At 65.9% G+C, this 16,388-nt stretch carries 18 protein-coding genes and 1 tRNA gene; 12 read left to right on the forward strand and 7 right to left on the reverse strand.

All coding sequences use genetic code 11. From position 1 onward, the window contains the following. Positions 1-14: 14 nt before the first annotated feature. The gene (ssuE, locus tag SOM28_RS20675) at positions 15-566 is read right to left on the reverse strand and encodes an NADPH-dependent FMN reductase (RefSeq protein WP_123070397.1); all 552 of its coding nucleotides are present in this window, start codon (positions 564-566) and stop codon (positions 15-17) included. A gap of 193 nt (positions 567-759) precedes the next feature. Here ssuE and SOM28_RS20680 point away from each other — a divergent pair, with 193 nt between their 5' ends. From SOM28_RS20680 to SOM28_RS20715, 8 genes are read left to right on the forward strand one after another with little or no spacing between them, the layout of a single operon-like run. Beyond that, positions 760-1,974: an acyl-CoA dehydrogenase family protein gene (locus SOM28_RS20680; protein WP_320469285.1), complete on the forward strand. Its 1,215-nt coding sequence runs from the start codon at positions 760-762 to the stop codon at positions 1,972-1,974. A 10-nt stretch (positions 1,975-1,984) separates the two neighbouring features. Beyond that, on the forward strand, positions 1,985-2,815 hold the full coding sequence (locus SOM28_RS20685) for a methionine ABC transporter ATP-binding protein (protein ID WP_320469286.1): 831 nt from the start codon (positions 1,985-1,987) through the stop codon (positions 2,813-2,815). Next, positions 2,808-3,470 carry a methionine ABC transporter permease gene (locus SOM28_RS20690; RefSeq protein WP_320469287.1) on the forward strand — a complete coding sequence of 221 codons (663 nt, stop codon included), beginning with the start codon at positions 2,808-2,810 and terminating at the stop codon, positions 3,468-3,470. Before SOM28_RS20685 ends, SOM28_RS20690 begins: the two co-directional genes overlap by 8 nt. A 34-nt stretch (positions 3,471-3,504) precedes the next feature. Next, positions 3,505-4,344, forward strand: coding sequence for a MetQ/NlpA family ABC transporter substrate-binding protein (locus SOM28_RS20695; RefSeq protein WP_320469288.1), 840 nt, complete (start codon positions 3,505-3,507; stop codon positions 4,342-4,344). Further along, positions 4,344-5,735, forward strand: coding sequence for an LLM class flavin-dependent oxidoreductase (locus SOM28_RS20700; RefSeq protein WP_320469289.1), 1,392 nt, complete (start codon positions 4,344-4,346; stop codon positions 5,733-5,735). The genes SOM28_RS20695 and SOM28_RS20700 overlap by 1 nt, the downstream gene beginning before the upstream one ends. A 33-nt stretch (positions 5,736-5,768) precedes the next feature. Beyond that, positions 5,769-6,740: an aliphatic sulfonate ABC transporter substrate-binding protein gene (locus SOM28_RS20705; RefSeq protein WP_320469290.1), complete on the forward strand. Its 972-nt coding sequence runs from the start codon at positions 5,769-5,771 to the stop codon at positions 6,738-6,740. 1 nt (position 6,741) lies between these two features. Beyond that, entirely contained in the window at positions 6,742-7,569 is an 828-nt protein-coding gene (locus SOM28_RS20710) for an ABC transporter permease (RefSeq protein ID WP_123070410.1), read from the forward strand. Then, a complete protein-coding gene (locus SOM28_RS20715; RefSeq protein WP_320469291.1) occupies positions 7,566-8,294 on the forward strand; it encodes an ABC transporter ATP-binding protein in 729 nt (242 codons plus the stop codon). The genes SOM28_RS20710 and SOM28_RS20715 overlap by 4 nt, the downstream gene beginning before the upstream one ends. Before the next feature lie 4 nt (positions 8,295-8,298). Here SOM28_RS20715 and epsC read toward each other — a convergent pair whose 3' ends face one another. After that, the gene (epsC, locus tag SOM28_RS20720; RefSeq protein WP_320469292.1) at positions 8,299-9,228 is read right to left on the reverse strand and encodes a serine O-acetyltransferase EpsC; all 930 of its coding nucleotides are present in this window, start codon (positions 9,226-9,228) and stop codon (positions 8,299-8,301) included. 165 nt (positions 9,229-9,393) lie between these two features. On the opposite strand from epsC, the gene SOM28_RS20725 reads away from it, so the two are divergent. Together SOM28_RS20725 and SOM28_RS20730 are read left to right on the forward strand one after the other, a co-directional pair. Continuing rightward, the gene (locus SOM28_RS20725) at positions 9,394-9,879 is read left to right on the forward strand and encodes an acyl-CoA thioesterase (RefSeq protein WP_123070407.1); all 486 of its coding nucleotides are present in this window, start codon (positions 9,394-9,396) and stop codon (positions 9,877-9,879) included. A 58-nt stretch (positions 9,880-9,937) separates the two neighbouring features. Next, positions 9,938-10,013, forward strand: a tRNA-Phe gene (locus SOM28_RS20730). An 89-nt stretch (positions 10,014-10,102) separates the two neighbouring features. On the opposite strand, the gene SOM28_RS20735 is transcribed toward SOM28_RS20730, so the two are convergent. Beyond that, the gene (locus SOM28_RS20735; RefSeq protein WP_320469293.1) at positions 10,103-11,677 is read right to left on the reverse strand and encodes an AbgT family transporter; all 1,575 of its coding nucleotides are present in this window, start codon (positions 11,675-11,677) and stop codon (positions 10,103-10,105) included. A 338-nt stretch (positions 11,678-12,015) separates the two neighbouring features. On the opposite strand from SOM28_RS20735, the gene SOM28_RS20740 reads away from it, so the two are divergent. Further along, entirely contained in the window at positions 12,016-12,897 is an 882-nt protein-coding gene (locus tag SOM28_RS20740) for an alpha/beta fold hydrolase (protein WP_320469294.1), read from the forward strand. 98 nt (positions 12,898-12,995) lie between these two features. Beyond that, positions 12,996-13,502 carry a peptide-methionine (S)-S-oxide reductase MsrA gene (gene msrA / locus SOM28_RS20745; protein ID WP_123070466.1) on the forward strand — a complete coding sequence of 169 codons (507 nt, stop codon included), beginning with the start codon at positions 12,996-12,998 and terminating at the stop codon, positions 13,500-13,502. Between the two features lie 109 nt (positions 13,503-13,611). On the opposite strand, the gene SOM28_RS20750 is transcribed toward msrA, so the two are convergent. From SOM28_RS20750 to SOM28_RS20765, 4 genes are all read right to left on the reverse strand, one after another. Then, positions 13,612-14,154 (reverse strand): hypothetical protein, encoded by a 543-nt coding sequence (locus tag SOM28_RS20750; protein ID WP_320469295.1) that lies wholly within the window; start codon positions 14,152-14,154, stop codon positions 13,612-13,614. 112 nt (positions 14,155-14,266) lie between these two features. Beyond that, on the reverse strand, positions 14,267-14,710 hold the full coding sequence (locus tag SOM28_RS20755; RefSeq protein WP_320469296.1) for a hypothetical protein: 444 nt from the start codon (positions 14,708-14,710) through the stop codon (positions 14,267-14,269). Positions 14,711-14,827: 117 nt separating this feature from the next. Continuing rightward, positions 14,828-15,718 (reverse strand): hypothetical protein, encoded by an 891-nt coding sequence (locus SOM28_RS20760; RefSeq protein ID WP_320469297.1) that lies wholly within the window; start codon positions 15,716-15,718, stop codon positions 14,828-14,830. A gap of 56 nt (positions 15,719-15,774) precedes the next feature. After that, a complete protein-coding gene (locus tag SOM28_RS20765) occupies positions 15,775-16,362 on the reverse strand; it encodes a TerD family protein (RefSeq protein ID WP_320469298.1) in 588 nt (195 codons plus the stop codon). Positions 16,363-16,388: the final 26 nt, after the last annotated feature.

Consider the following 16,388-nt stretch of genomic DNA (forward strand, 5'->3'; position numbering starts at 1 on the left):
AAGTCCTCGGGGAATCAGGCAGCAGCCGCGGTCTGCACGCGCGCCTGCAATTCGGCATCGAGCTGTTCGATACCCTCGGCGACACGCTCGGCGATCGGGCCCGCCAGGCGCGTGCCGCGCTCGCTGTCCCAGGCGACCTGCTCGGACGTGGCATAGATGCTCGACAGGATGGCGCGCGCCGACATCGACGCCAGCACCGGACGCAGCGCATAATCGAGCGCCAGCAGGTGCGACTGGCTGCCGCCGGTCGCCAGCGGCAGCACGACCTTGCCGCGCAGACCGTCCTGCGGCAGCAGGTCGAGGAACAGCTTGAGCATGCCGGTATAGGCCGCTTTATAGATTGGCGTGGCCACCACCAGCGCGTCGGCCTGGGCCACCAGCGCCAGCGCGCGCGCCAGTTCCGGGTCGTTCGCGTCCATGCGCAGCAGGGCGGGGCCGGGCAGCTCGCGCACCTCGAGGCGCGTCGTGCGCCAGCCGTGGACGGCGAGTTTATCTCCCACGTGCTGCAACAGGCGGCTGCAGGACGATTGCGACGACGGGCTACCGCCCAGCAAGATGACGCTCATGGTGAATTCCAGTTCTGACAACGATCGCCACAGCGTACGCCGCGCGCGAGATCCGCCCAACGAATCGTTTCGCTCATCGATATGCGTTTGCCGTTTTAACTTTTCGCGCATATTCATGGCCGGTTTTCTTCGTTCACGCGGCGCCGGCTTGGGATGCAAGATGGCAGTTCACCCAACATCGGCACACGGTCCCATGTCCTCCATCCTGCAGCAATTGCGTCCACAAGACGACTACGCCACCGCGGTCACACCCGATCCGCTGGCCATCGCCGCCGACCTGGCCGAGCGCCTGGCCGCCACCGCCGTCGAACGCGACCGCGCCGGCGGCCACCCGAAGCACGAGCGCGAACTGATCCGCGCTTCAAGCCTGCTCACGCTGTCGATCCCCACCGAGTTCGGCGGCCAGGGCACCGACTGGGCCACCGTGATGTCCGCCGTGCGCATCCTGGCCAAGACCGACAGCGCGCTGGCCCACCTGTTCGGCTTCCACCACCTGCAGCTGGCCGGCATCCAGCTCTACGGCACCGAACTGCAGCAACGCAGCCTGCTCACCGCCACCGTGCGCCAGAAGCTGTTCTGGGGCAACGCCCTGAACCCGCTCGACAAGCGCACCCGCGCCACCGCCTCGCCGGCCGGCTACATACTCGACGGGGTCAAGAGTTTTTCGTCGGGCTCGGTGGGTTCCGACTGGCTGACGGTGTCGGCCTGGGACAGTGAAGCCGACGCCGCCCTGATCGCCGTGGTGCCGACCGAGCAGGCCGGCGTGCACGTGGAGGCCGACTGGGACGCCTTCGGCCAGCGCCAGACCGACAGCGGCAACGTCCACTTCGAGAAGGTCTACCTGCCGACCGCGCTGGTGCTGCAGGCCCCCGGCCAGGCGCCGACCGCCCGCTCCACCTTGCGTTCCCAGGTCGCCCAGCTGATCATGGCCAATCTGTATCTCGGCATCGCCCAGGGCGCCTTCGACGCCGCACGCGACTACACGCTGGAGCAGGCCCGGCCCTGGTTCGCATCCGGCGTGGACGATGCGATCGACGATCCGTTCACCCAGCACCGCTACGGCCAGCTGTGGCTGACGGTGCGTCCCGCCGCGCTGCTGGCCGACGAGGCCGCGCGCCAGCTCGATGCCGCCATCCGCAAGGGCGAGGCCGTGACGGCGCGCGAACGCGGCCTGGTGGCGATCGCGGTGGCCGAAGCCAAGGTGCTGGCCCACCGCGCCGCGATCGACATCAGCAACCAGATGTTCGAACTGCTCGGCGCGCGCGCCACGTCGGGCCGCTTCGGCTTCGACCGCTTCTGGCGCAACGCGCGCGTGCACACCCTGCACGACCCGGTCGACTACAAGCTGCGCGACCTGGGGCGCTACGCGCTCAGCGGCCGCGTGCCCGATCCGACGCCCTATTCCTGACCGGCCCGACATGACAGCTTCCGTACCCGTCATCCGCGTCGAACGCGCCAGCAAGGCCTTTCCGCTGCCCGAAGGCGGCCGCTTCGACGCCGTGCGCGACGTCTCGCTCGACATCCTGCCGGGCGAGATCTTCGGCCTGGTCGGCCGCAGCGGCGCCGGCAAGTCGACCTTGCTGCGCCTGATGAACCTTCTCGAAAAGCCCGATAGCGGCAGCATCAGCGTCGCCGGCCAGGAACTGACCGCCCTCGGCGCGCGCGAGCTGCGCGAGGCACGGCGCCGCATCGGCATGATCTACCAGCACTTCAACCTGCTCGCCAACGCCACCGTATTCGAGAACGTGGCCTTCCCGCTGCGTATCCACGGCGCGATGAATGCGCCGCGCCTGAAGGCGCGCGTGACCGAATGCCTGGAACTGGTCGGCTTGCTCGACAAGGCCGGCAGCTATCCGGCGCGCCTGTCGGGCGGCCAGAAGCAGCGGGTGGCGATCGCGCGCGCGCTGGCCAGCTATCCCACGGTACTGCTGTGCGACGAGCCGACGTCGGCCCTCGACCCGGACACCACGCGCAGCGTGCTCGATACGCTGCGCGACATCAACGCGCGCCTTGGCGTGACGATCGTCATCGTCAGCCACGAGCTGCAGGCGCTGGGCAGCCTGTGCCAGCGCGCGGCCGTGGTCGAGGATGGCCGCATTGCCGAGCTGTTCGACCTGCGCGACCACCGCGAGCCGCGCAAGACCTCGCTCGGCCGCGAGCTGCTGTATCACGCCACCGAAGCTCACGCCGCCGAAGCCCATGCCGCCGCCGCCCATGCCGGCCTTCCGCCAGGAGAACTGCATGCTTGAAAAATTCCTGATCGTCGCCCCCGAGCTGTGGCGCGCCTTCGGTGAGACCCTGCTCATGCTCGGCATCGGCCTCTCGGCCGCGGTATTGCTGGGCGGCCCGCTTGGCGTGGTCCTGTTCCTCAACGGATCGGGCGAACCAGGCCGTGGCCGCAGCATCGGAAAAGTGCTGGGATGGCTGGTGAACACCGTGCGCTCCTTCCCCTTCATCATCCTGATGGTGGCCCTGGTGCCGTTTACGCGCATCGTCGCCGGCACCTCGATCGGGCCGCTGGCCGCCAGCGTGCCGCTGTCCTGCGCCGCCATCCCCTATTTCGCGCGCCTGGTCGAGCAGCAGCTGCACGAAGTGCCGCGCGGCGTGATCGAGGCCGCCGAAGCGATGGGCGCCACCCGCCTGCAGATCGTCACCCGGGTGCTGTTGCTGGAGGCCAGGTCGGGCCTGGTGCTTGCGCTGACCGTGCTGGCCATCAGCTTCCTGTCCTATTCGGCGGTGGCCGGCGTGGTGGGCGGCGGCGGCATCGGCGATCTCGCCATCCGCTACGGCTACTACCGCTTCGAGACCGACGTCATGGTGGTCACGGTCGCGATCCTGATCGCCATGGTGCAGCTGATCCAGTTCGGCGGCGGACGCATCGCGCGCCGCCTGGACAAGCGTTGAACCGTCAATGAAAAAAGAAACGGAAGGAACCCCAATGAGCCTGAACCGCCGCATCCTGCTCGCCAGCCCGCTGATCCTGGCCATCGCCCTCGCCGTCGCCACCAATGCGCAGGCGAAGGACCCGAAGGAAATCGTCATCGGCACCAGCGCCGGGCCTTATGCCGACCAGGTCAGGCTGGGCATCAAGCCGATCCTCGAGAAACAGGGCTACAAGGTGCGCATCGTCGAATTCAACGACTACATCCAGCCCAACTTCGCGCTGGCCGAGGGCTCGCTCGACGCCAACGTGTTCCAGCACGTGACCTACCTGGACCGCTTCGCCGCCCAGCACAAGCTGGCGCTGTCCGAACTGGTCAAGGTGCCGACCGCGCCGATCGCCATCTACAGCCGCCGCCACAAGAGCCTCGACGCCGCCAAAAGCGGCACCACCGTGGCGCTGCCGAACGACCCGACCAACCAGGCGCGCGCACTGGTCATGCTCGACCAACTGGGTTGGATCAAGCTGCGTCCCGGCATCGATCCGATCCGCGCCTCGGAACGCGACATCGCCGCCAACCCGAAGGGCATCAAGCTGCTGCCGCTGGAGGCTGCCCAGCTGCCGCGCTCCCTGCAGGATGCCGACTACGCCTTCGTCAACGGCAACTACGCGCTGGCCTCGGGCCTCAAGTTGCGCGAGGCGCTGCGCACCGAGAAGATTTCGCCGGCCTACGCCAACCTGGTGGCGGTCAGGACGCCCGACCGCGACAAGCCCTTCGCGCGCGACCTGGCCGCCGCCTACAAGTCGCGCGCCTTCCTGGACGTCACCAACAAGCATTTCGCCGACTACGCCAAGACCGATTACCAGCTGGCGCTGCAATCCCCTGGAGCCAGGTGATGGCGCGCCGCATCCGTTTCAACGCCTTCCAGATGAACACCCCGAGCCACCAGTCTCCGGGGTTGTGGACCCATCCGAGAAGCGACAGCGAACGTTACCTGACGCCCGGCTACTGGATCGAGCTGGCGCAGTTGCTGGAGCACGGCGGCTTCGACGCCATCTTCCTGGCCGACGTGCTGGGCGTGTACGACGTCTACCGCAAGGGACCGGAAGCCGCGCTGCGCCACGGCGTGCAGGTGCCGCTGAACGATCCGCTGGCCCTGGTGCCGTTGATCGCCCACGCCACCACGCGCCTGGGGATCGGCGTCACCGCCGCCCTGACCTACGAACATCCCTATACCTTCGCGCGGCGCATGTCGACGCTCGACCACCTGAGCGGTGGCCGGATCGGCTGGAACATCGTCACCGGCTACCTCGACAGCGCCGCACGCAACCTGGGCCTCGGCCAGCAACTCGGCCACGACGAGCGCTACGACCTGGCCGACGAGTACATGGAGGTCGTCTACAAGCTGTGGGAGCGCAGCTGGGAGGACGACGCGGTGAAGCGCGACAGGGAGCGCGGCATTTACACCGACCCGGCCAAGGTGCATCCGATCCGGCACAAGGGCCGCTACTACGAGGTGCCGGGCTTTCACCTGTGCGAACCGTCGCCGCAGCGCACGCCCTTCCTGTACCAGGCTGGCGCCTCGCCGCGCGGCGCCCGTTTCGCCGCGCGCCATGCCGAAGCCACCTTCATCAGCGGTCCGAGCAAGGCGGTGGTGAAACGCGGCGTCGACGCCGTGCGCGCCGCCGCGCGTGTGGAGGGCCGCGATCCGGATGCGCTGCTGGTGTATGCCCAGGCCCTCGTCGTCACCGGCGCGACCGAGGCCGAGGCGCAGGCGCGGCTGGAGGAATACCGGCGCCACGTCGACGTCGAGGCCGCGCTCACCCTGCTGTCCGGCTGGACCGGCGTCGACTTCGCGCGCCACCACCTGGACGACACCATCGAGTACATCGACACCGACGCCGGCCGCTCGGCCCTGGCCTCGCTCAGCGCCGCCGACCCGGGCCGCGACTGGACCGTGCGCGAAGCGGCCGAATTCATCGGCCTGGGTGGGCGCGGCCCGATCATCGTGGGCGACCCGCGCCAAGTGGCCGACCAGCTCGAATCCTGGATCGACGACACCGGCGCCGACGGCTTCAACCTCGCCTTCGCGCTGCCGCTGGAAGACATGACACTGGTCGTCGAGCACATCGTGCCCGAACTGGCGCGGCGCGGCCGCTACGACGCTGCACCACGCGGCGGCACGCTGCGCGGGCAACTGCTCGGCCAGGGCCCGCGCCTGGCGCCCGGCCACCCGGGAAGCCGGGTCGACATCGCATCCCCGCTGTCTGGCATCCAGGCAGCTTGACGCATCACACCAGAACCACACCAAAGGACCATCATGAAACGAAGAAGCCTGTTGCAACTGGCCGCCAGCGGCGCCGCCCTCGCCGCCTTGCCCGCACGCGCAGCGCCGCTGCAGGAGCTGCGCCTCGACTACGCCCACTACTCGCCTACCAGCCTGGTGCTGCGCCATTTCGGCTGGCTCGAAGAAGAATTCAAGGCCGACGGCACCCGCATCAAATGGGTGTTCAGCGCCGGCAGCAACCGCGCGCTCGAGTACCTGAACGCGAACAGCATCGACATCGGCTCGAGCGCCGGCCTGGCGGCCCTGCTGGCCCGCGCCAACGGCAATCCGATCCGCACGCCCTACCTGTTCTCGCGGCCCGAGTGGACGGCGCTGGTGGTGCCCAGGAACTCCCCAATCCGCAGCCTGGCCGACCTGAAGGGCAAGAAGGTGGCCGCCACCACGGGCACCGATCCCTATCTGTTCCTGCTGCGCGCCCTGCAGACCGTGGGCCTGAAGCGCAGCGACATCGAACACGTCAGCCTGCAGCACGCGGACGGCCGGGCGGCGCTGGAACAGGGCCGTGTGGATGCCTGGGCCGGCCTCGACCCGCATATGGCGGCGGCCGAACTCGATGGCGGCGCGCGCCTGCTGTACCGTAACGTCGGCTTCAACACCTATGGCTTCCTGAACGTGCGCGAAGAGTTCCTGGCCACCCGCGCGAACGAGACCGCGCGCGTGATCAAGGCCTACGAGCGCGCCCGCGCCTGGACCCGCGCCAATCCGTCCGAAGCAGCGAAGATCCTGTCGACAGAGGCCAAGGTGCCGCTGCCGGTGGCGCTTCTGCAGGTCAAGCTGCGCTCGGACTTCAGCAACGCCCAGCCAACCGCCGAGCACCTGCGCGCGCTGCAGCTGGCGGCGCCGATCCTGCGCGACGAGGCGCTGGTGCGCCCCGGCACGGACCTGGACAAGGCCATCGCCGGCCTGGTCGACACCGGCTTCGCGCGCCAGCTCACCAAGGCCTGACATGGAACGGCAGGCCATCACCCTGGAAGCGCCACCGCAATCACCACCGCCGCGCGCATGGCGCCGCCTCGGCTTCCCTTTGGGCTTGCTGCTGCCGGCCTTGGTTCTGATCGGCGCGGAAGCCGGCGTGCGCGCCGGCCTGGTGCCGGCCAACCTGCTGCCGCCGCCGAGCGCCATCCTCGAATCCCTGTCCTGGCTGCTGGAGAACGGCCTGGCCGGCCACGTCGGCGCCAGCACGCTGCGGGTGGCGGCCGGCTTTGCCGCCGGCGCCCTGCTGGCGCTGCCGCTCGGCGCGCTGGTGGCGCTGAACCGGCGCGCGGAAAGCGTGCTCGATCCCAGCTTCCAGGCGCTGCGCGCGATTCCGTCACTGGCCTGGGTGCCGCTGCTGCTGCTCTGGTTTGGCATCGACGAGGCGCCCAAGATCATCCTGATCGCGATCGGCGCCTTCTTCCCCGTGTACATGGGTGTGGTGGCCGGCATCCGGGGCGTCGACCGCGGCCTGACCGAGGTCGGCTTGCTGTACCGCCTCTCTCCCCTGGCGCTGGCGCGCCGGGTACTGCTGCCGGCGGCCCTGCCCTCGGTGCTGACCGGCCTGCGCAACGGCCTGAGCCTGGCGTGGATGTTCATGGTGGCGGCCGAGCTGATCGCCGCCAGCCGCGGCCTGGGCTATCTGCTGACCGACGGCCGCGAATCGAGCCGCGCCGACATCATGCTGGCGGCGATCGTACTGCTGGCCCTGCTGGGCAAGGCCAGCGACAGCGCGATGCAGGCGCTGGAACGGCGCTGGCTGGCCTGGCGCGACAGCTATGTGGAAAGGACGACGCGATGAGCTTCCTCGAGATCGCCATCGATGACAAGCGCCACGGCGCGCGCACCGTGCTGCGCGGCCTGCGCCTGGGGGTAGGCCAGGGCGAGATCGTCAGCCTGGTCGGCGCCAGCGGCTGCGGCAAGAGCACCTTGTTGTCGATCGTGGCGGGACTGGACGGCGACTACCGCGGTGCGGTGCGCCTCGAAAGCCGCCAGTTGACGGGGCCGGATGCGGACGTCGGCCTGGTATTCCAGGCGCCGCGCCTGTTCCCATGGCTGACCGTGGCACAGAACGTCGTCTTCGGCGGACACGCGCGGCCGAACCTGGATCGGGCCCACGCCCTGCTGGAAGAAGTTGGCCTGAAAGGCTATGCCGATGCGCTGCCCAAGCAGCTGTCGGGCGGCCAGGCCCAGCGCGCAGCCATCGCGCGCGGCCTGTACCTGGAACCGCACGTGCTGCTGCTGGACGAACCGTTTTCGGCGGTCGACGCCTTCACCCGCATGCGCCTGCAAGACCTGCTGGCGGAAGCGGCTCGCCAGCGCGGCCTGACCGTGCTGCTGGTGACGCACGATATCGATGAGGCGATCTATCTGAGCGACCGCGTGGTGCTGATGGATGGCGTGCCCGGCCCGGTACGCGCCGAATTCACGATCGACGCGCCGTGGCCGCGCGAGCGCAGCAAGCTGGCGCTGTCGCCGTTGAAACCGGCGATCCTCGACAGCCTGCATGCGGTGCACGCCATCTGATGACTCAGGTGTTGCGCATCTGCGCCTGCGACACATTGCTGCCTGGCGGGACGCTCTGGGTCAGCCAGACGTTGCCGCCGATGGTCGAACCAGCGCCGATCGTGATGCGGCCGAGGATGGTGGCGCCGGCATAGATAACGACGTCGTCCTCGACGATCGGATGGCGCGGCGTGCCTTTGACCAGGGCGCCGCTCTCGTCGACCGGGAAGCGCTTGGCGCCCAACGTGACGGCCTGGTACAGGCGCACGCGCTCGCCCAGGATCGCGGTTTCGCCGATGACGACGCCGGTGCCGTGGTCGATGAAGAAGCTGCCGCCGATCTGCGCGCCGGGATGGATGTCGATGCCGGTGAGCGAGTGGCCGATGTCGGCCGCCACCCTTGCCAGGAACGGCACGCCGAGGCGATTCAGGCAATGCGCGATGCGGTGGTAGAGGATGGCGATGGTGCCGGGGTAGCACAGCATGATCTCGGCCACCGAGGTGGCGGCCGGATCGCCAGCCAGCGCGGCCTGCACGTCGGACACCAGCAGCGCACGGACGCCGGGCAGGCTGGCGGCGAACTCGCGCGTGATGGCGCGGGCGCGCTCGGCCAGCACGGCATCTTCGGTCTGGTCATGCTCGGAAGAGAACTCGGGCGAAAAACGCAGCGCGCGCCGCACCTGCTCGGCCAGGCGGTCGAGCGCCACGTTGAGCGTGTCGGCGACGAAGTAGTCGATGCTTTCGTCGTTCAGGTCGGGGCGGCCGTAATGCGTGGGGAACAGGGCGGCGGAAACGCCGTCCACGATCTGGCGCACGACGTCGCGTGACGGCAGCTCGCGCACCCTGCCCTGGTGCCGGATATTGTGGGTGGATTCGCGCGAGGTGCGCAATGCGTCGATGACGGGACCGAGCTGCCACTGCACCGATCCGCCTTGATGGAAAAATTCGCTGTTCATTCGCCGAGCCTATACGATTCGTTTTTCAATGACTACGATTTTATTGGTATGTCGATATGCGTGCTTTGACGCGTTCAAAAACGGCCTCCACCTACGGCCGAACTTGCCGCGCAGCAGTTTCTAAGGCAACATCAAGCACCGAATACCTTTTGTAACGACACGACCATGAACCTGCCTTCCCACCAGCTCAGCATGACGGTGCTGATGACGCCCGACACTGCCAACTTTTCCGGCAACGTCCACGGCGGCACCATCCTGAAACTGCTCGACCAGGTCGCCTACGCCTGCGCCAGCCGCTACGCCGGCCGCTACGTGGTGACGATGAGCGTCGACCAAGTGACCTTCCGCCAGCCGATCCACGTGGGCGAGCTGGTGACTTTCCTGGCTGCCGTGAACTACACCGGCCGCAGCTCGATGGAGATCGGGATCAAGGTGATTGCCGAGGACATTCGCAGCAAGGTGGTGCGGCACGTGAACAGCTGCTTCTTCACGATGGTGGCGGTGGGCGACGACAAGAAGCCGGCGGCGATTCCGCCACTGGAACCGTCGACGCCGGATGAATTGCGCCGCTTCGAGGAAGCCAAGGGCCGGCGCGAGTCGCGTCTGGCGCTGGAGCGGGACCATGCGCAGCGGATCTCGTCCAGGGGATAATGGTTGCCGCGCCTGAGTTGTTGACCGGGCGCAAACGCTGCTATAATTGCGGCCTCTTGGCCTGGTAGCTCAGTTGGTAGAGCAGAGGATTGAAAATCCTTGTGTCGGTGGTTCGATTCCGCCCCGGGCCACCAAGATTCAACCCAATGCCCACTCATCGAGTGGGCATTGTCGTTTCTGGGCTGCATTGATGGCGCCGCCGGAGCGGCGCCCCCTGATCTCGTCAGCGCTCCGCCGGATAGTCATACGACGAGCCAATCCCCAACGGCAGCTCCAGCGCCCAAAAAGCGAGCAGGAATGCGGTCCACGTCACGATCAGGCTGAGCGAATAAGGCAGCATCAGTGCAATCAGCGTACCGATCCCTGTCGACTGCACATATTTCTTGCAGAAGACGATAATTAGCGGGAAATACGGCAGCAGCGGCGTGATGATATTGGTCGACGAATCGCCCACCCGGTAAGCTGCCTGCGTCATGTCCGGCGACACGCCGAGCTCCATCATCATCGGCACCATCACCGCCGCGATCAGAGCCCATTTGGCGGACGCGGAACCGATGAACAGATTGACCGTGGCCGACAGAATCACGATGCCCGCCAGCGTGAGGCCCAGCGGGAACGCCATCTCCCTGAGCCACAACGCGCCCTTCAGGGCGATGAGGGCCCCCAGGTTGGACTGTCCAAAGGCGAAGATGAACTGCGCGCAGAAAAATGCCATGACCACGTAGTAACCCATGCCGCTCATCGCATGGCTCATGCCCTTGACGATGTCGCGGTGGTTCTTCGCTGTGCCGGCGACGTAGCCGTAGACGACGCCGGGAATCAGGAAGAAAATGAAGATCAGCGCGACAATCGACTGCATCAGTGGCGCCGACGAATGCGTCAGCTCGCCCGTACTCGGCGAGCGCCAGGCCGAGCCTTCCGGCATCAGCGAGAGCAGCAGCAAGGCCAGGCTGGCCACCATCGCAATGCGCGCCCAGCGCAAGCCCGTGATCTCATTCGGCTGCAGCGCATCCATCGTGGGCAGGCCGGCAGGATCGCCGTCGACCGGCGAACTCTTGTTCAGCCGCGGCTCGATCACCTTGTCGGTGAGGAACCAGCCGACCAGGATCACGAGGAAGGTCGAGGCCGTCGTGAAATAGTAATTATTGAGCGGATTGATCACGATCGATGCAGCGGCCGGGTCGGACGACAGCCGCGCCGCGACCTGGGTCAGGCCGGCCAGCAGCGGATCGAGGCTGGAGGGCACGAAGAAGGTCGCCGAAAAGCCGCCCGATACGCCGGCGAAGGCGGCCGCGATACCGGCCAGCGGATGGCGCCCGGCGGCGTAGAAGATGACGGCGCCCAGCGGAATGACCAGCACATAGCCGGCGTCGACGGCTACGTGGCTCAGGATGCCGACACCGATCAGCACGGGCGTCAGCAGGAACTTCGGTGTCACCGCCAGGATCTTGCGCAGCCCGGCATTGATGAAGCCCGTGTATTCCGCCACGCCCAGCCCCAGCATCGCCACCAGCACCACGCCGAGCGGCGGGAAGGTGACGAAGGTATTGACCATCTTCGCCATGAAATCCGTCAGGGCAGCCGGGGCCAGCAGATTCCTGATCTCGATCGGCGCACCGGTGCGCGGGTCGATGTCGTTGAAGACCAGGCCGGACATGGCCCAGGACGTGGCCCAGACCACGGCCAGCAGCAGTGCGAACAGGATGGCCGGATCGGGCAGCTTGTTGCCTGCCACCTCGATCCAGTTCAGGACACGGTTCAATCCACGCGGTTTGGCGCCAGTTGCTTGTGCAGTCATCGTAGCCTTTGCTTAAAAGGGACTTTGAAATCGTCGATACACGCAGCTGCAAGCCCTGCCTGCCAGCTGTTATCTCCAAGACACATCAAGCCACATAGTACGCAGAAGCCGCGCTGTCGAAAAGCTCCTTGATGAGCAAATATCCTGAGGAAGGATAGTCGTATTTACCGATGCGAGGCAGGTACGGCCGCCAGGCGCGGTCGTGAGAAACAACGCACACCGACAGTGCGCCGAGATGGCGTTGTTGATCTGGGCGAGCAATCCTAACGAACGCAGTCGTTGTGCCCGCTGCGGTACGCTGGCGGCAACCGCACGCCCGTGCGATGGGAGGATCGACCATGCATCACATTCGTTGCGGCACCGGCAAGCCTTTGCTTCTGATTCATGGCCTTGGCGGCCATTGGCAGAGCTGGAATCCCATTCTGGCCGATCTCGCGACGCGGCGCGAAGTCATCGCGGTGGACCTGCCCGGCTTTGGCCAGACGCCGCGCCTGGCCGGCGAAACCTCGATCCGCACCCTGGCCGATGAAACCGCCGCCTTCCTCCATGCCCATGGCTTGAGCGGCATCGATGCAGTCGGCAGCTCGATGGGCGCGCGGCTGGTGCTGGAACTGGCGCGACGCGGTGGGATCGTCGGCGGCGTGGTGGCGCTCAATCCGGGTGGTTTCTGGCAGGGATGGGAGCGTCACGCATTCTTCAGCTCGATCTACCTGTCGATCCGGTTGCTGCGGCTGCTGCGTCCTGTATTGCCGGCGGTCTGCGCGAATCCCCTTGGTCGCGCTTTATTGCTGGCACAATTTTCTGCGCGGCCGACCAAGCTGGCGCAGGACATCGTGAGCGATGAATTGTGCAGCTATGTGGCCTCGTCGGCGTTCGATGAACTGCTGGCCCAGCTCGCCTACGGTGAGGAACAACAAGGGGCTCCTCGCAACAGCATCGCGCATCCGCTCGTCATCGGCTGGGGACGGCGTGACCGGGTCTGTTTTCCACGGCAAGCAAGGCGCGCGCTGGCCTTGTTCCCGGATGCTCGACTGCACTGGTTCGAGCGGTGCGGCCATTTCCCGCACTGGGATGCGCCAGCAGAGACCGCAAAGCTGATTCTAAGCGCACTTGCCGGTGAGCGCACGGATGCCGCGGTCACGCTTTCGCACAATGGCCATGGAGGCCATCCTGAACTACCCTCCAGCCTGCAACTGCCACAATCCACGCTGCTGGTGTAACGCCGCGATCAGCCGTCATGCGACAGTCGCAGCGAAGAATGGACCAACGTGGGAAGATGTACTTTTTGGTACATCACTCGTTCAAGCAAAGGAAATCAATGACGACGCAAACTGAAACCGCCATCCTGGCCGGCGGCTGCTTCTGGGGCATGGAGGAATTGCTGCGCAGTATGCCCGGCGTGCTGTCAACGCGCGTCGGCTACACTGGCGGAGACGTGCCCAACGCCACCTACCGCAACCATGGCACGCACGCAGAAGCGCTCGAACTGGTGTTCGATCCGGGTCAGATCAGCTATCGCCAGATCCTCGAATTCTTCTTCCAGATCCATGATCCGACCACCGAGAACCGTCAGGGCAATGATCGGGGGATGAGCTATCGCTCTGGCATCTATTATCTCAATGACGCACAAAAGCGCATGGCCGAGCAGACCATCGCCGACGTCGACGCGTCCGGCCTTTGGCCCGGCAAGGCCGTCACCGAGATCGCCGCGGCGGGACCTTTCTGGGAGGCCGAGCCAGAACACCAGGACTATCTGCAACGCATCCCGAACGGGTACACGTGCCACTTCATCAGGCCGGGCTGGAAGCTTCCCGTCAGCCAGTGATCTGAGTAATGCTGGTACGGACTGGTCGCCCGCTTGCCAAAGCAGAAGATCGCAAATTCGTGTGTCGGTGCTTCGATGTCACCCTGGGCTCAGCTGCTGATTTAGCTAGTCACTTCCCTGGCGCATCCAGATAGAAGATGGCGTACAGCTTGGCGCCGGAACTGACGGTCGGCTTGTCGATCTTGATCTGGGCGCAGTCCTCGGCCACCAGGCTGCGCCAGTTGGTGATGCCTGCGTTGGCGAACACGGAATTGACCTTGCACGCCAGGCTCATGTCGAGCGCCAGGCGGGCGTTGCGCTGCTCACCCTTGGCGTAATTGACGCCGCGGATCTCGATGCCGAAGCTGCTCAGCCACGGCTCCCACAGGCCCATTTCCACACCCTGCACGATCCGTTCCAACATGGTATCCAGCGATACCCCTTTCTTGACGACTGCACGCAGCAATTGCAGCGACGGCGCCGTGCGCATGTCGGTGCTCTGCTTGCCCGCGCCGCTTTCATTGATGGCGGCCAACTCTTTCGAGAAGGCGGCATCGCGTTCGGTGTAGTCGCGCATCCGGTGGTAGAACTCGGCATCGAGGAAGGGATTTGCCACTCGGCCGGTGGATGCCCCGGCTGGCTGTTTGGCTGGAGGCTGTTGTTTGTTGGTCATGGCAGTGGCTTTGGAGTGTAAGGCGCGCAGTGTAGCACCCGCGCCCAGCGCGTTGCGCGCAAGGAGAGTGCTTACGACGCGGTTTTCCGCATGTGGCCGGCAGCAATCGAGCTCATTCTTTCCGTTCCCTGAATTCACCTTCAATGACCGTATCGTCGGTGCGCTCGGGGCGCTTTTGGCCGGCGAATGTGAACACAGACGAAGACATGCGATCGACAATCGCTCGCCGCAGCCATGGGTAAGCGAGGACAAACGCCGTCGCGACACCGGTAAACAGTGCAGGCACGTAGTCGCCTCGCGCCACGAAGGTGAACAGGCCCAGTGCAAGTATGCTCACGATAAGCGGTCGACGGACAGGCTTGGGCAAGAGGCCGACAATGCGCAGCTTGCCCTGACTTATCCAGGGAAATCTCGCGAAAAGAATGCCGAGCAGCAGCCCTGCCGCGATCCGGCCCGTGCCGAGATAATCGGCCACCACCCCGATGACGAGATAACCCGTATAGGTCATCGTCCCGGCCAAGGCGGCCAACATGAATATCGCAACGGCGGCCGTCAATCTTGGCCTGCCGATTGCCGCAGTGATGAGAAAACGTAGGATGTCTGTACTCCTGAAAATGGGCAGTGAGGCTATGGCAAATTCTAACAGCCGCACCTGTTTCAGGGCGCCTGGCGCCTAGCGCGCCCCGCCCTGCGCCTGCGCCATTTCCACCGCCGGCAAGGTGACGGTCAAGAACGACGACACCTGCCCGATCAAATCCGCCGCCTGCTGCCGCACCTGCTTCATCTGCAGCACCGACAACTCCGCCTGGCGCACCGCCTGCTGGATCAAGGTGCGGCGCTGCACGAGCGCATCGCGCAAGGCCGCATCCGGCGCATCCTCGACGAGTGTCGACACCACGGCCAGCACGAGCAGGTGCAAGCCCAGCCCCTTCGCCGATTCCTCCAGATTGCGCATGGCGACCTCGCTGTCGGCCATCAACTGCATGAGCTGCGTGCGCGACGACGTCAGCACCGGCCGGTACTCGGCAGGCGTTGTCGGGCGACGGAACAGCCGGCCGAACATGCTCGGCGCCCCCTTGGTGGTCTCGAGCGCCGCTTCCAGCAGCGCCGGCACGCCCATCTGCGTGAATTTCAACACGAGTTCGGTGATGGGCTGGAGCAGCGCCGCCTGCTCCATCAGCGGCCCTTCGGCCCACTCGGTCACCAGCGCCAGCCTCACTGGCAAGATGCGGCGAAACAGGATGGCCAGGCGCTGCTCCGAATGCACGAACACATTCGGATACTCGGCGTGGACGGTGGCAAGCGCATCGCGCACCGCCGGATGGTCTTCGCTGTCGAACAGCGGCCGGGCCACGGTTTTCCTGGTCACGGCAGACGCAGCCGGAACCGCAGGAACATCGTCGAAGGACAGCGCCCTGGGCGGACTATTGCGGTCTGGCGTCGCCGGGTCATCGTGCTCGTCGCCGAAATCGAACGCCCGCGGCCCAGCCGGACGGTCGACCGGATCGGAGGGCGGCTCTGGCGCATCGCCGAAGTCGAATGCCTTGGGCTTCTGGTCTGTCATCGGTCTACCCGCCGGCGCAAGCCATTAGCGCTCAGGAAGAGAAAACGTACCGCTGCTCAGACAGTGCCGCCCAGCTTGCGAATAAACGTCGCCAGGTTCAGCTTGAACCCCGCGCCAACGGCCTGGAAGCGCCACTCGCCATCCTTGCGGTACAGCGAACCGAATTGCAGCGCGGTCTTGTCCGAGTAGTCTTCGTTCAGGTTGTATTCAGCGATCGTCTCGCCGGTATCGGCGTTGTACACCTTCACATAAGCGCCAGAGACGCTGCCGAAGTTCTGCTTGCGCACTTCGGCATCGTGGATGGTGACCACGATCGGCATTTCCATCACCGCCGCATCGACCTTGCCCAGGTCGACGGTGATGATTTCGTCGTCGCCATCCTTGTCGCCCGTGCGGTTGTCGCCCGAGTGCACCACGGCGCCATCGGGCGAGGTCGTGTGGTTGTAATAGACGAAGTGGGCGTTGCTGATCATGACCGGATGGTCGTCCACGTCCTTCTTGCACAGGAACACCGACGAGTCGAGATCGAAGGCATGGCCCTCGGCCGCATTGACCTTCCATCCGAGGCCGATCCGTACGCGCTTCAAGCCCGGTGCGGATTTTTCGAGGTTGATGCGGTGGCCAGTCTGGAGCGTCGTCGACATGAGCTCTCCTTGTATAGTGAGTTGAA

This window comes from Massilia sp. CFBP9026, assembly GCF_034045165.1.
GTDB classification, from domain to species: domain Bacteria; phylum Pseudomonadota; class Gammaproteobacteria; order Burkholderiales; family Burkholderiaceae_D; genus Telluria; species Telluria arenae.

What these genes read in the sequence shown, in the direction of transcription:
- SOM28_RS20765 (WP_320469298.1), bottom strand. Translation starts at nt 16,362, where the DNA reads ATGTCGACGACGCTCCAGACTGGCCACCGCATCAACCTCGAAAAATCC.
- msrA (WP_123070466.1), top strand. Translation starts at nt 12,996, where the DNA reads ATGACGACGCAAACTGAAACCGCCATCCTGGCCGGCGGCTGCTTCTGG.
- SOM28_RS20760 (WP_320469297.1), bottom strand. Translation starts at nt 15,718, where the DNA reads ATGACAGACCAGAAGCCCAAGGCATTCGACTTCGGCGATGCGCCAGAG.
- SOM28_RS20710 (WP_123070410.1), top strand. Translation starts at nt 6,742, where the DNA reads ATGGAACGGCAGGCCATCACCCTGGAAGCGCCACCGCAATCACCACCG.
- SOM28_RS20680 (WP_320469285.1), top strand. Translation starts at nt 760, where the DNA reads ATGTCCTCCATCCTGCAGCAATTGCGTCCACAAGACGACTACGCCACC.
- SOM28_RS20690 (WP_320469287.1), top strand. Translation starts at nt 2,808, where the DNA reads ATGCTTGAAAAATTCCTGATCGTCGCCCCCGAGCTGTGGCGCGCCTTC.
- SOM28_RS20685 (WP_320469286.1), top strand. Translation starts at nt 1,985, where the DNA reads ATGACAGCTTCCGTACCCGTCATCCGCGTCGAACGCGCCAGCAAGGCC.
- SOM28_RS20750 (WP_320469295.1), bottom strand. Translation starts at nt 14,154, where the DNA reads ATGACCAACAAACAACAGCCTCCAGCCAAACAGCCAGCCGGGGCATCC.
- SOM28_RS20700 (WP_320469289.1), top strand. Translation starts at nt 4,344, where the DNA reads ATGGCGCGCCGCATCCGTTTCAACGCCTTCCAGATGAACACCCCGAGC.
- SOM28_RS20735 (WP_320469293.1), bottom strand. Translation starts at nt 11,677, where the DNA reads ATGACTGCACAAGCAACTGGCGCCAAACCGCGTGGATTGAACCGTGTC.
- SOM28_RS20725 (WP_123070407.1), top strand. Translation starts at nt 9,394, where the DNA reads ATGAACCTGCCTTCCCACCAGCTCAGCATGACGGTGCTGATGACGCCC.
- epsC (WP_320469292.1), bottom strand. Translation starts at nt 9,228, where the DNA reads ATGAACAGCGAATTTTTCCATCAAGGCGGATCGGTGCAGTGGCAGCTC.
- SOM28_RS20740 (WP_320469294.1), top strand. Translation starts at nt 12,016, where the DNA reads ATGCATCACATTCGTTGCGGCACCGGCAAGCCTTTGCTTCTGATTCAT.
- SOM28_RS20695 (WP_320469288.1), top strand. Translation starts at nt 3,505, where the DNA reads ATGAGCCTGAACCGCCGCATCCTGCTCGCCAGCCCGCTGATCCTGGCC.
- SOM28_RS20715 (WP_320469291.1), top strand. Translation starts at nt 7,566, where the DNA reads ATGAGCTTCCTCGAGATCGCCATCGATGACAAGCGCCACGGCGCGCGC.
- ssuE (WP_123070397.1), bottom strand. Translation starts at nt 566, where the DNA reads ATGAGCGTCATCTTGCTGGGCGGTAGCCCGTCGTCGCAATCGTCCTGC.
- SOM28_RS20705 (WP_320469290.1), top strand. Translation starts at nt 5,769, where the DNA reads ATGAAACGAAGAAGCCTGTTGCAACTGGCCGCCAGCGGCGCCGCCCTC.